This is a genomic window from Actinosynnema sp. NPDC050801 (assembly GCF_040673975.1).
Lineage (GTDB): Bacteria > Actinomycetota > Actinomycetes > Mycobacteriales > Pseudonocardiaceae > Actinosynnema.
Genome location: NZ_JBFAQZ010000007.1, coordinates 301,360 through 313,487, shown reverse-complemented (window position 1 = coordinate 313,487; position 12,128 = coordinate 301,360). Strand labels below are relative to the sequence as shown.

The window sequence follows — 12,128 nt, the reverse complement described above, 5'->3', positions numbered from 1 at the left end:
GAGCGGGTCCCCGTTCACCATGTCGGAGGATGTCCGGCATGGCCACAGTCGCCCAGTGGGTATCGGGGACCCGCCCCCGCACGCTGCCGAACTCGATCGCGCCGGTGCTGGTCGGCGCGGGTGCCGCGCACCACATCGACGGCTTCACCCTGGTGTGGGCGGTGCTCGCCCTCGTGGTGTCGGTGGCGTTGCAGGTGGGCGTGAACTACGCCAACGACTACTCCGACGGCATCCGGGGCACCGACGCGCACCGCGTCGGCCCGTTCCGGCTGGTCGGCTCGGGTGCGGCCGACCCGAAGGCGGTGCGCGCGGCGGCGTTCGCGGCGTTGGGCGTGGCCGCGCTGGCGGGCTTGGCGCTGGTGGTGCTGTCGGGGCGGTACTGGATGGTCGCGTTCGGCGCGGTGTGCATCGCGGCGGCGTGGTTCTACACCGGCGGCCGCAAGCCGTACGGGTACTCGGGCCTGGGCGAGCTGGCCGTGTTCGTGTTCTTCGGGCCGGCGGCGGTGCTGGGCACGCTGTACGTGCTGACCGGGGAGGTCACCGGCATCGGCATCGGTGGTGCGGTCGCGATGGGCTCGTTCTCGACCGGCGTGATGATCGCGAACAGCCTGCGCGACATCCCGACGGACGTCCAGGCGGGCAAGCGCACGCTGGCGTCCACCCTGGGCGACCGCGACTCCCGCCGGTTGTACCTGGCGCTCGTCGCCATCCCGTTCGTGATCACGTTGGCGATCGGCCTGCGCGTGCCACTGGCCCTGATCGGCTTCCTGGCCCTGCCCCTGGCGGTCCTCGGCGCCCGGCGGGTGGTGACCGGCAGCAAGGGCCGCGACCTCATCCCCGTGCTGCGGGACACGGGCCTGGCCATGCTGGTGTGGGGCATCGCCGTACCGGCCGCGCTGGTGCTCGGCTGATCAACGATCGGCATCGGACCGCGGTGACGCCGGTGGGGGCGAGCGACGAGGCCGAGTGCGCGTTCCCCACCCCGGCCGACGACCTACCAGGCGTCCTCGGTGAACGTCACCGGCTCGTCGTCGTCGCGCGGCTCCGGCTTCGGGGGTTCGACGACGCGGGGCTCCTCGCCGCGGCACAGCGCGGCCAGGGCTTCGCGGTCGGCCTCCAGCGCCGCCTTCACGCCCCGGTCCTGCGCGGCCTCACCCATGAGCACCTGCCGCCAGCTCAGGTAACCGCCCGCGATCCGGCGCTGCAACGCCCGCAGTTCCGGTGACGCGGCGTTCGACTTCGCGTACTGCATCACGCGCCGCAGGTCGTCGGCGGAGGGTTCGCGCTGCGGGTACCGCAGCTTCGCCGCCTCACGCATCGCCTTGTCGGCATCGGCGACCGTCCGGGCCAGCACGTCCTCGGCCGTGAGCACCTCCGCCGTCCGCCACGCGCCCACCGCAAACCCCTTCCGACGCCGATCCCGCTGCGACGCACGGGACGCGCCGCGCGTTCCCATGAAAGCAGGATTCACCCGGCCCACGTACCGGTGGCGCGGAACCGCGTCAACGTGGCCAGGTGCGGCTCCAGGTCCATCCCCTGCGCGGCCACCCACCCGTCGTCGTAGTACGTGCGCGCGTACCGCTCGCCGCCGTCGCACAGCAACGTCACGACGCTGCCGCGCAATCGCGACGCCCGCATCTCCGCGATCAGCTGGAACGCGCCCCACAGGTTCGTGCCGGTCGACCCGCCCACGCGCCGCCCCAGGACGTCCTCGACGTGGCGGATCGTCGCCAGCGACGCCGCGTCCGGCACCTTGATCATCCGGTCGATGACGTCCCCGATGAACGACGGCTCCACCCGCGGCCTGCCGATGCCCTCGATCCGCGAGCCGCGCGTCCCGACCAGCGACGCGTCCCGGTCCCGCCAGGCGTCGAAGAACACCGAGTGCTCCGGGTCCACCACGGCCAACCGGGTGCGCAGCCTGCGGTAGTGGATGAACCGGCCGATGGTGGCGCTCGTGCCGCCGGTGCCCGCGCCGACCACGACCCACTCCGGCTCCGGCTTGGCCTCCAGCGCCATCTGCTGGAACACCGACTCGGCGATGTTGTTGTTGCCACGCCAGTCGGTGGCCCGCTCGGCGTGCGTGAACTGGTCCATGAAGTGACCGCCCAGTTCCGCCGCGAGCCGCCGGGACTCGTCGTAGATCGCGCCCGGCTCGTCCACGAAGTGGCACTGCCCGCCCTGGCGCTCGATCAGCGCCACCTTCTCCTGGCTGGTCGAGCGGGGCATCACGGCGATGAACGGCAGCCCGAGCAACCGCGCGAAGTACGCCTCGGACACCGCCGTCGACCCGGACGACGCCTCGATCACGGGCGTGCCGCCGACGACCCAGCCGTTGCAGATCGCGTACAGGAACAGCGAACGCGCCAGCCGGTGCTTGAGCGAGCCGGTGGGGTGGGTCGACTCGTCCTTCAGGTACAGGTCGATGCCCCACTCCGGGGGGAGCGGGAAGGTCAGCAGGTGCGTGTCGGCGCTGCGGTTGGCGTCCGCTTCGATGATGCGGACGGCCTCGCACACCCACTCCCGGGTCCGGGAGCTACATCGGTCTACCGAAGTGGTCACGCCGGCACGATAACTTCTGCGACGTGAACTCACTTCTGAGCGGCTCCCTGCGCGCCAGCCTCCTCGCCGGTGCCGTCGGCGACGCGCTCGGCGGTTCGATCGAGTTCGACCGGATCGACCGCATCCGGGGCCGCTTCGGCCCCTCGGGTCTCACCGACTACGCGCCCGCCTACGGCAGGCTCGGCGCGATCACCGACGACACCCAGATGACCCTGTTCACGCTGGAGGGCCTGGTGCTGGCCCGCCAACGCGGCAGCGACCCGGTGCACGAGGTGCGGGTGGCGTACGCGCGGTGGCTGCGCACGCAGGGCGGGCCGGAGGTCAGACCGGACGGGTGGCTGCTGGACGTGCCGGAGCTGCACGAGCGCCGCGCACCCGGCAACACGTGCCTGACCGCGCTGCGCTCGGGCGTGCTGGGCACGGTGGACACCCCGATCAACGACTCCAAGGGCTGCGGCGCGGTGATGCGTGCGGCACCGGTGGCGTTGTGGTCCGACGATGTGCACGAGGTGTTCGACCTGGCCGCCGCCACCGGCGCGCTGACCCACGGCCACCCCAGCGGCTACCTGTCGGCGGGCGTGCTGGCGGTGCTGGTGCAGCAGGTGCTGGCGGGCGTGCCGCTGCTGCCCGCGATCGAGGTGGCGCGGGCCGAGCTGGTCGGGTGGGACGGCCACGAGGAGCAGCTGGCCCTGCTGGACCTCGCGGTGGAGCTGGGCGTGGGCGGTGTGCGGCCGACGCCCGAGGTGATCGAGACCGCGTTGGGCGGCGGCTGGGTCGGCGAGGAGGCGTTGGCGATCGCGGTGCTGACCGCGTTGGCGGCGCGCGACCTGGCGGACGGGTTGCTGCTCGCGGTCAACCACTCCGGCGACAGCGACTCGACGGGCGCGCTGTGCGGGAACCTCCTCGGCGCGCGTGACGGCGTCGAGGCGATCCCCGGGCACTGGCTGGAGTCGCTGGAGCTGCGGGACGTGGTGGAGAGCCTGGTGGACCGGGCGCAGGCCGCGTTCGGCCGGTGACGCGGGCGCCACGGTCCGAGCGGCCCGGTCCGAGCGGCCCGGTCCGAGCGGCCCGGTCCGAGCGGCCCGGTCCGAGCGGCGCGGTATCCCGGCGGGCACGCGTTGGACACGCTTAATCTACATAGGTAGCCTTGCGGTGTGGAGCCACTCGGACGCATCGGACGGGCCACGGTCGACGTGCTGGAAGTGCTGCTCGCGAGCGACCAGCCGCGCTGGGGCCTGGAGATCATCAAGCTGACCGGACGCCCGTCCGGCAGCGTCTACCCGCTGCTCGACCGCCTGGAACGGGCCGGGTGGGCAACGTCGTCCTGGGACGACGACAGCGAACGCCGCGGCCCGCGCCGCCGCATGTACGTGCTCACGCCGGGAGGCGCCCAGGAGGCGGTCAAGGTGTGCGCGAAGGCCGCCGGCCGAGCCGGTGACCGGACCAGGGCCAGGCCCGTGCCCGTCACCCGACCGGAGGTCGCCCGATGACCCGACTCGCCCTGGCCGTGGTCCGAGCGGCCGCCGTGCTGCTGCCCCGCGGGCAAAGGGACCGTTACCTGGAGCAGTGGCGGGCCGACGTGGACGGCGCACGAGAACTGGGTTTGAGCCCGCTGGGCGTGGCGTTCGGCGCCGTCCGCATCGCGCGGCGCGAACACCGGCCGGTGCTGCTGCCCGTCGGCCCGCTGACGCTGGCCCTGCGGCTGCGCGAGAGCACGAACATCGGCGCGGTGCTGGCCGTGATGGTGCTGGCCAACCTCGGCGGGGCGATCCTGCTGGTCGTCTAGGGCCGGTGGGTCAGGAGGCGTCGCCGCGCAGCTGGGCGCGCAGCTTCTCGCGTTCGGCGCGGCGCGCGGCCTGCTTCTCCTCCAGCCCCTGCGCGACGCGCGTGCGCAGACCGCTGAACACGAACAGCGACAGCGGCAGCGCCACCACCACGCCCACCGCGAGGGCGACCAGCAGCGGCACGTTGACCAGCACGAGCAGCGCGGTGACCGCGGCGACCATGCCCAGGCGCGCGCCGACGTACAGCGTCACATCACGACTCAGGTGCACGGTCGACCAGGTTACGCCCCCCGCCGGGTCAGTCCGTCGCGGAGCCGGCCGCCGCGGTGTTCGGGCGGCCCTCGAAGCGGGTGGACAGCACGACCGTGGTGCGCGTGCGCGCGACGCCCTGGATGCGCCGCAACCGGCCGAGCGAGCGCTCCAGGTCGTCCACGGTGGCGACCCGCACCTTCACGATGAACGACTCGTCGCCCGCCACCCGGTAGCACGACTCGACCTCGACCAGCTCGGCCAGCGACAGGGCCAGCTCGTCGTCGTCCGCGGTGTCGGTCGGGTGGATGCTGACCAGCGCGGTCACCCCCAGGCCGACGGCACTCGGGTCGACCACGGCGTGGTAGCCGACGATGACGCCGGTGGCTTCCAGCTTGCCGACCCGCTCGTGCACCGCGGAGGCCGACAGGCCCACCTTGCGGCCCAGGTCGGCGTAGGTGGCCCGGCCGTTCTCCCGCAGGGCGGCGATGATCTGGCGATCAAGAGCGTCCACCGGTCACAGCGTAGGCCCACCGGCCTCGATGTCCGAACCGCACGCTTCGTCCCTTACTACCTCTTTACCATCACCCAAGCGTTCGAGTACCCGATGGGTGGGGTGCCACGATGCGTCCGGAACGTCTGTTCGCCATCGGGGAGGATGCCGTGACCGTGACGCAGGGACACCAGGGGGAACGCCTGCTGACGCCGGGTGAGGTCGCGAACCTGTTCCGGGTCGACCCGAAGACGGTCACCCGCTGGGCCACCGCGGGCCGGATCGGCTCGATCCGCACGCCGGGTGGTCACCGCAGGTTCCGCGAGTCCGAGGTGCAGCAGCTGTTGTCCCAGCTGACCACGGAGGCGACCGAGCCGGTCCGGCACTGACGACGGGCACCTCCCGGACGCGAGTAATCTCGTGGCAAAGGAGGTGGCGACCATGCTCTACCTGCTCGCGGTGATCGGTGCACTCACCATCGCCGTGCTGCTGTGGCGTGCGTTCGGACCGGACCGGGTCGATACCGCCCCCAGCCGTCGTTTCGTGGCGCCGGACGACGACCCGGACTTCCTGCGCAAGCTCGGTGAGCAGCCCAGGAAGAAGCCGGACGACGAAGAGTGACACCGCGGAGGGGCCTCGCACCGAGGCCCCCTCGTCAGGGTGCCGACCGACCAGGCGCCGACCGACCCCGCGCCAACCGATCCTGCGCCAACCGATCCGGCGCGAACCGATCCGGCGCCGCCCCGGTCGACCGGTAGTGCGTCGAACGGGGCGCGGCCGGTACGGCTAGTTGTTCGGGAAGTCGTCGGCCACCGTGGCGGCGAGTTCCAGCAGGGCCAACCGGGTGTCCGGGGCGAGCTTGTCCAGCTCGATCTCCGCGCCCTCTTCCAGGTGCGTGTCGAACGGGATCCGCACCACGGCGCGGCAGCGCCTGGCGAAGTGCTCGGCCAGCTTGTCCAGGTCGACCTTGCCCGAGCCCGGCCGCACCGAGTTGATCACCGCGACGGACTTCGCGACCAAGTCGCGGTAGCCGTGGGCGTCCAGCCAGTCCAGCGTCGCCGCCGAGGTCTGCGCGCCGTCGACCGAGCCGGACGAGACCAGCACCAGCGAGTCGGCTTGGTCGAGCACGCCCTTCATGGCCGAGTGCATCAAACCGGTGCCGCAGTCGGTGAGCACGATGTTGTAGAACAGCTCCAGCAACGCCATCGTGCGCAGGTAGTCCTGGTCGCTGAACGCCTCCGACACGGCCGGGTCCTGCTCGGACGCCAGCACTTCGAGGCGGCTCGGCGACTGCGAGGTGTACGCGCGCACATCGCTGTACCGGGTGATCTTCGAGGCGTCGCGCAGCAGGTGCCGCACGGTCGCCGTGGTCTCCCTGGGCACCTTCAGCGCCAGCGTGCCGCGGTCGGGGTTGGCGTCCACCGCGATGACCCGGTCGCCGCGCAGCGAGGAGAACGTCGAGCCGAGCGTGGTGGTCGTCGTGGTCTTGCCGACGCCGCCCTTGAGGCTCAGCATCGCGATCTTGTAGCAACCGCGCAGCGGCTGGTTGATCCGACCGATCAGCTCACGCCTGCGGATGTCGGCCGGGCTCTCGCCGAGGTTGACCAGACCGCCGGTGACCGAGTGCAGGGTCTTGCGCCAGCCGGACTGCGGGCGGCGCTTCGCGCGCTTGATCAGCTGCTGCGAGGACACGTCGCTGGCGTTGGCGGGCCGCGGGGGCTGCGGCTGGTGCGGCGGTTGCGGCTGGACGCTCTGCGGGAAGTTGTTGGGGAACCCGCCCTGGTACTGGTGCGGTCCCGACTGGCCGGGCGCCGGGTACGGGCCGGACTGACCGCCCGAGACCTGGTACTGCCCCGACTGACCGCCGGAGACCTGGTACTGGCCGGACTGCCCGCCGGAGACCTGGTACTGGCCCGACTGACCACCCGAGACCTGGTACTGACCGGACTGACCACCCGAGACCTGATACTGGCCCGACTGACCACCCGAGACCTGGTACTGACCGGACTGACCACCCGAGACCTGATACTGGCCCGACTGCCCGCCGGAGACCTGGTACGGACCCGACTGCTGGCCCTGGACCTGGTACGGACCGGACTGCTGACCCTGGGCCGGGTGGGGACCGGACTGCTGACCGGCCACCGGGTACGGACCCGACTGCGCCGGGAAGCCGCCCGACGGCGGGCCAGCCACCGGGCCGGACGCCGACGGGTCGAGGTAGACGGTCTGGGGGTCGACGTAGTGGGCTCCGGATCCCGGCTCGACCTGGTGGCCGCCGGACTGGTTCGGGTTGGGCTGCTGCCCTTCCGCGCCGCCCTGCTGCGGCCACGACGGCTCAGGATTCTCGTAGCGACCGGTCACCGCGGGGTCCTCCCTGAGCGAAGCGGATCGAGACCTCCCCGACCCCACGCGTCCGACGGTAGTCGGCGACCAGTGGTTCCACGACACTGGGTGTGCGCTCACCCGAGTGCCCCAAAACGGCCGGCGAACACCGCGCTACCCCGTGGTCTACGGGATCAGCCGACTCCGGCGTACGAGTGCAACCCAGTCGTTACGAGGTTGATGAAGAACAGGTTGAACACGGTCATCGCGAAGCCGACCGAGTTGATCCACGCGGCGGGCCTGCCGCGCCACCCCGCCGTCGCACGCGCGTGCAGGTACGCCGCGTAGACGACCCACGAGACGAACGCGACGGTCTCCTTGGGGTCCCAGCCCCAGAACCGGCCCCACGCCGCCTCGGCCCAGATCGCGCCGCAGATGATGCCGATGGTGAACAGCGGGAACGCGAACACCGTGCTGCGGTAGGCGAGCCGGTCCAGCACGTCGGCGTCGGGCAGCTTGCCGAACCGGGCGCGGCCCGAGGACTTCAGCAGGTACAGCACGCTGGCCACACCGGGCACCAGCAGCACGCCGCTGGACACCGAGATCACCGACACGTGCACCACGAGCCAGTACGACTGCAACGCGGGCTGCACGGGCGCGGCGTCGGCGTAGAGCACGGTGCCGCCGAGGAACATCAGGATCACGATCGGCACGAGCACGAACCCGCCGAGCCTGCGCACCGGGAACATCCTGGACAGCACCAGCCAGGTCACCACGGCGGCGAGCGTCAGCAACGAGCCGTACTCGTACATGTTGCCCCACGGCGCGCGTTCGGTCGCGAACCCGCGCAGCACCAGCGAAGCCGCCTGCAGCACCACGCCGAGGACGGTGAGCGCCACGCCCATCCGGCCGAGGCGCTCGACGCGCGACCGCTCCGGCCTGGTGACCCGGCCCGGCGCCCACGTGCCGTCGGCCTGCGTGCCGCCGGCCGCGACCGCGCCGGCCAGTTCACGTTCCCTGGCCTTCGCGGGCCGCGCGAACGCCGCCTCGCACAGGTACAGCACGGCGGCGAAGAAGTAGATCGCCACGGCCGCGCCGTAGGTCCAGTCGCTGTAGGTCGCCAGGGTCGCGTTGACCGGCATCAGCTGTCCTCCTTGTCGGCGAGCGGGTCGCGGGAGATGTCCGGGACGCGGGAGATGTCCGGGTCACGGACCGCACCCGGGTCACGAACGGCGCCCAGGTCACGGACGAGGACCGAGAACTCCTCGCCGTAACCCGCTTGATCGGTGCGCGCGAGACCGCCGACCTCGACCACCGTACGCCCGTCCTCCCGCGGCGTCGCCCGCACCCAGACGCGACGCCGCTTGATGCTCAGCGAGACGGCCAGACCCAGGATGACCAGCACCGAGAACACCAGCACCCACACCTGCGTCGGGTCGTGCGACACCTGCAACGACACCCAGTCGCGGACGCCGTCGAAGCGGATCACGGTGCCGTCGTCGAGGGTCAACTGCTCGCCCTGCCGGAGGTTCTGCCGGGCGACCTTGTTCAGCTTCCCGTCCTGCACCATCTTCTGGTCGATCGAGAAGATGGACTGGCCGCGACCGGAGTCGGTGCCGAGGTCGCCGCGGTAGACGTCGATCGCGACCGCCGGGTCGTTCGCGGCGGGGAACGCGGAGTCGAGCAGCTCGCCCCGGAAGGCGGCGGTCGGCGCGAGCAGGCCGGTGATGGCGAGCTGGCTCTTGCGGCGCTGCTCGGCGTCGGGCACGTTCGGCGGGTCGAACTTCGTCGCGCCCTCGGACGCCAGCGTGACCTGGTCGACCGGCCGCCACTGGGTGGTGCCGGTGCGGGTCTCGCCGTTGGGGAAGGTGACAGTGAACAGCGGCGTGTAGCCGTGGCCGAGCAGGTAGAGGCGGTCGCCGGCGGTGCGCAGCGGGCTGTTGACCTCCAGCGGGTACGGCCGCCAGGTGCCGGTCTCCAGGTCCGCGCCGGACTGGTACTGGATGGCCGCGTGGAAGCTCTCGGCCTGGCCGTTGTGCAGGTACGTGGCCTCGAAGTCGTCGACCCGCACGCAGAACTGGTTGAGCCGCGTGCCGTCCACCCGCAGGCCGGGGCGGAACGTGTCGTAGTTGTAGACGCCCGAGTTGCAGAACTGGCCGCCGCCCGACTGCACGATGACCTGGCCCTCGTAGCCGAACATCTTGCCCAGCGCGAACGCGATCAGCAGGCCGAGCAGGGAGAAGTGGAACACCAGGTTGCCGGTCTCGCGCAGGAAGCCGCGCTCGGCGCTGATCGTGCGGACGCCGTCGGGCTCCTCGCGGGACACCGCGCGCCAGCCCTTGAGCCGGCGTTCCGCGTGCTCGATGACGGCCTGCGGGGTCGCGGCCGTGTCGGTCGACGCGTGGTGCGGCATCCGGGCCAGGTTGCGCGGTGTCAGCACCGGCTTGGCCCGCATCTGCTTGAAGTACTCCCACGTGCGCGGCATCAGGCAGCCGACCAGCGACACGAACAGCAGCACGTAGACCGCGGAGAACCAGAAGCTGGCGTAGACGTCGAAGAACTGCGCCTGGTCCAGGAACCGACCCCACCAGCCGTGCTCGGCGATGTACTCGTCGACCTTCAGGGAGTTCAGCGAGCGCTGCGGCAGCAGCGCGCCCGGCATCGCGCCGAGGGCGAGCAGGAACAGCAGGGTCAACGCGGTGCGCATGGCGGTCAGGCCGCGCCACGTGTTGCGCAGGAAGGCGAGGAGGGTGCGCACTACAACGGCAGTTCTAGGTCGTTGATGACGGCGTCGCGCAGCCAGCCGACGAATTCGCCCCACAGGCCCGTGACCAGGGCGACGCCGACGGCGATCAGCAGCACGCCGCCGAAGACCTGCACCTGGCGGACGTGCGAGCGCAGCCAGCCGGTCGTGCGGACCGCCCAGCGCGCGCCGACCGCGATGAGGATGAAGGGCAGGCCGAGGCCGAGGCAGTAGGCCAGGACGAGGACCGCGCCGCGCACGGAGACCGGACCGACCTCGGTGCTGCGGGCCAGCGCCATCACGCCGGTGAGCGTCGGGCCGAGGCACGGCGTCCAGCCGAGCGCGAACACGCCGCCCAGCAGCGGTGCGCCGACCAGGCCGGCCCGGGGCGTGCGGTGCAGGCGGACGTCGCGCTGGAGGGCGGGGACGAGGCCGATGAACACCAGGCCCATGGCGATCGTGATGACGCCGCCGACGCGCTGGAGCAGGTCGCCCTGGATCAGGAACAGGTCGGTCAGCCCGAGCACCACGAACGACATCAACGCGAACACGATCGTGAAGCCGAGCACGAACAGCAGCGCGGCGCCCGCGACCCGCCAGCGGCCGGTCTTCCTCGCCTCGTCGCCCTGGATCGCCGGTGCTTCGGCGCCGACCAGGCCCGCGAGGTACGCCAGGTAGCCGGGGACCAGCGGGACGACGCACGGCGACGCGAACGAGATCACACCGGCCAGCACCGCCACCGCGGTCGCGAGCAGGATCGGGCCGGAGGTGGCCAGATCGGTCGGGTTCACGGGTTCAGCGTAAGTAGTTGCCCTTGACGGCTTGCACCGGCGTCCCTTATGGGCGACCCACGTCACAGGCCGGGAGGGGCCCGGTCGGATCCGGACAACGTGATCTCGTTGGCTCGGTTACCCGTCCCAGTGAATGTTTAACGCGACCATCAACCCTTGTGGGTGAGCGACCAACTCCATAGCGTGACCGTATGTACGCACACCGGCTCGCCCTGCCCGTGCTGGCCGTCGCCTTCGCCGTCGTCGCCGCTCCCCTGCCCGGCGGCGCCGCGGAGTCCGCCGCGCCGGACGGGCCCGGCGTGGAGTGGGTCGAGGTCTTCTCCCCCGACGGCACGATCTCGCGGACCGCCGTGCCGGTCGCCGTGGAGACGCGGGCCGCACCGGCGGAGGTGGCCGCCGCGGTGGTGCCGATCCAGGAGACCGGCCCGTCCGACCAGCGGTTCGACCTGGTCTTCGTCGGCGACGGCTACACCTCCGCCGAACTCGGCGTCTTCCACGACCACGTGGTGGGCAAGTGGACCGAGCTGGCCGCGGTGGAGCCGTTCAAGTCCTACCGCCAGTACTTCAACGTGTGGCAGGTCGACGTCGTGTCGGCCCAGTCCGGCGTGGACCACGACCCCACCCTCGGCACGGACCGCGACACCGCCCTCGACATGGGGTTCTGGTGCCAGGGCCGCGACACCCAGACCGAACGCCTGCTGTGCGTGAACCAGACCAAGGCCGCCCAGTTCGCCGCGCTCGCGCCGCAGGCCGACCAGGTCATCGCGCTCGGCAACACGGCCAAGTACGGCGGTGCGGGCGGTGGCGTGGCGACCGCCGCGGGCGCGAACGACCAGGCAGGCCAGATCGCCGTGCACGAGCTGGGTCACTCGATCGGCAAGCTGGCCGACGAGTACGACTACCCGTACGACCGGTACAGCGGCGAGGAGCCGACCGAGGTCAACGTGACCGCGGACGCCACCGGCGCGAAGTGGTCGGCCTACCTGGGCCAGGCGTCACCGGACGGTGGCGTGGTCGGCGCGTTCGAGGGGGCGCGGTACCACCGGCTCGGCCTGTACCGGCCCACCGAGAACTCGATCATGCGCACGCTCGGTCGCGAGTTCAACCTCATCGGCCGGGACGCGATGATCGCCGCGTTCAAGGCGAAGGTGCCCGAGCTGCGGTGACGCCCGACGACGGTGACG

Annotated in this window: 15 protein-coding genes; 7 read left to right on the top strand and 8 right to left on the bottom strand. The window is 71.7% G+C overall.

Translation table 11 applies throughout. The features are described from left to right. Positions 1-38: 38 nt before the first annotated feature. Positions 39-911, top strand: a complete 873-nt coding sequence (locus AB0K14_RS18810) for a 1,4-dihydroxy-2-naphthoate polyprenyltransferase (RefSeq protein ID WP_360452713.1) — start codon at positions 39-41, stop codon at positions 909-911. Positions 912-994: 83 nt separating this feature from the next. On the opposite strand, the gene AB0K14_RS18805 is transcribed toward AB0K14_RS18810, so the two are convergent. Next, positions 995-1,396: a hypothetical protein gene (locus AB0K14_RS18805; RefSeq protein ID WP_360452711.1), complete on the bottom strand. Its 402-nt coding sequence runs from the start codon at positions 1,394-1,396 to the stop codon at positions 995-997. 71 nt (positions 1,397-1,467) lie between these two features. Beyond that, positions 1,468-2,517 carry a PLP-dependent cysteine synthase family protein gene (locus AB0K14_RS18800; protein ID WP_360452710.1) on the bottom strand — a complete coding sequence of 350 codons (1,050 nt, stop codon included), beginning with the start codon at positions 2,515-2,517 and terminating at the stop codon, positions 1,468-1,470. A gap of 68 nt (positions 2,518-2,585) precedes the next feature. On the opposite strand from AB0K14_RS18800, the gene AB0K14_RS18795 reads away from it, so the two are divergent. The 3 genes from AB0K14_RS18795 to AB0K14_RS18785 all read left to right on the top strand — a co-directional run bounded on the left by AB0K14_RS18795 (position 2,586) and on the right by AB0K14_RS18785 (position 4,348). Further along, positions 2,586-3,578, top strand: coding sequence for an ADP-ribosylglycohydrolase family protein (locus AB0K14_RS18795; protein ID WP_360452708.1), 993 nt, complete (start codon positions 2,586-2,588; stop codon positions 3,576-3,578). A 138-nt stretch (positions 3,579-3,716) separates the two neighbouring features. Beyond that, positions 3,717-4,052 carry a PadR family transcriptional regulator gene (locus AB0K14_RS18790; protein ID WP_360452706.1) on the top strand — a complete coding sequence of 112 codons (336 nt, stop codon included), beginning with the start codon at positions 3,717-3,719 and terminating at the stop codon, positions 4,050-4,052. Continuing rightward, on the top strand, positions 4,049-4,348 hold the full coding sequence (locus tag AB0K14_RS18785) for a hypothetical protein (protein ID WP_360452704.1): 300 nt from the start codon (positions 4,049-4,051) through the stop codon (positions 4,346-4,348). Before AB0K14_RS18790 ends, AB0K14_RS18785 begins: the two co-directional genes overlap by 4 nt. Positions 4,349-4,358: 10 nt before the next feature. Here AB0K14_RS18785 and AB0K14_RS18780 read toward each other — a convergent pair whose 3' ends face one another. Both AB0K14_RS18780 and AB0K14_RS18775 read right to left on the bottom strand, forming a co-directional pair. Further along, a complete protein-coding gene (locus AB0K14_RS18780; protein WP_360452702.1) occupies positions 4,359-4,616 on the bottom strand; it encodes a DUF4229 domain-containing protein in 258 nt (85 codons plus the stop codon). Positions 4,617-4,644: 28 nt separating this feature from the next. Next, on the bottom strand, positions 4,645-5,109 hold the full coding sequence (locus AB0K14_RS18775) for an Lrp/AsnC family transcriptional regulator (protein ID WP_360452700.1): 465 nt from the start codon (positions 5,107-5,109) through the stop codon (positions 4,645-4,647). Between the two features lie 110 nt (positions 5,110-5,219). Between AB0K14_RS18775 and AB0K14_RS18770 the strand changes: the two genes are divergently transcribed. Beyond that, positions 5,220-5,477, top strand: coding sequence for a BldC family transcriptional regulator (locus tag AB0K14_RS18770; RefSeq protein WP_360452698.1), 258 nt, complete (start codon positions 5,220-5,222; stop codon positions 5,475-5,477). A gap of 52 nt (positions 5,478-5,529) precedes the next feature. After that, entirely contained in the window at positions 5,530-5,709 is a 180-nt protein-coding gene (locus AB0K14_RS18765) for a hypothetical protein (protein WP_360452696.1), read from the top strand. Between the two features lie 165 nt (positions 5,710-5,874). Here AB0K14_RS18765 and AB0K14_RS18760 read toward each other — a convergent pair whose 3' ends face one another. The 4 genes from AB0K14_RS18760 to AB0K14_RS18745 form a co-directional block, all read right to left on the bottom strand. Then, positions 5,875-7,449: an AAA family ATPase gene (locus AB0K14_RS18760; protein ID WP_360452694.1), complete on the bottom strand. Its 1,575-nt coding sequence runs from the start codon at positions 7,447-7,449 to the stop codon at positions 5,875-5,877. Positions 7,450-7,604: 155 nt separating this feature from the next. Further along, positions 7,605-8,552: a c-type cytochrome biogenesis protein CcsB gene (ccsB, locus tag AB0K14_RS18755; protein ID WP_360452692.1), complete on the bottom strand. Its 948-nt coding sequence runs from the start codon at positions 8,550-8,552 to the stop codon at positions 7,605-7,607. Next, entirely contained in the window at positions 8,552-10,117 is a 1,566-nt protein-coding gene (locus tag AB0K14_RS18750; protein WP_360452860.1) for a cytochrome c biogenesis protein ResB, read from the bottom strand. Before AB0K14_RS18750 ends, ccsB begins: the two co-directional genes overlap by 1 nt. Positions 10,118-10,167: 50 nt before the next feature. Continuing rightward, positions 10,168-10,944, bottom strand: a complete 777-nt coding sequence (locus AB0K14_RS18745) for a cytochrome c biogenesis CcdA family protein (RefSeq protein ID WP_360452690.1) — start codon at positions 10,942-10,944, stop codon at positions 10,168-10,170. Positions 10,945-11,135: 191 nt separating this feature from the next. Here AB0K14_RS18745 and AB0K14_RS18740 point away from each other — a divergent pair, with 191 nt between their 5' ends. After that, positions 11,136-12,110, top strand: coding sequence for a M64 family metallopeptidase (locus AB0K14_RS18740; protein WP_360452688.1), 975 nt, complete (start codon positions 11,136-11,138; stop codon positions 12,108-12,110). Positions 12,111-12,128 lie beyond the last annotated feature (18 nt).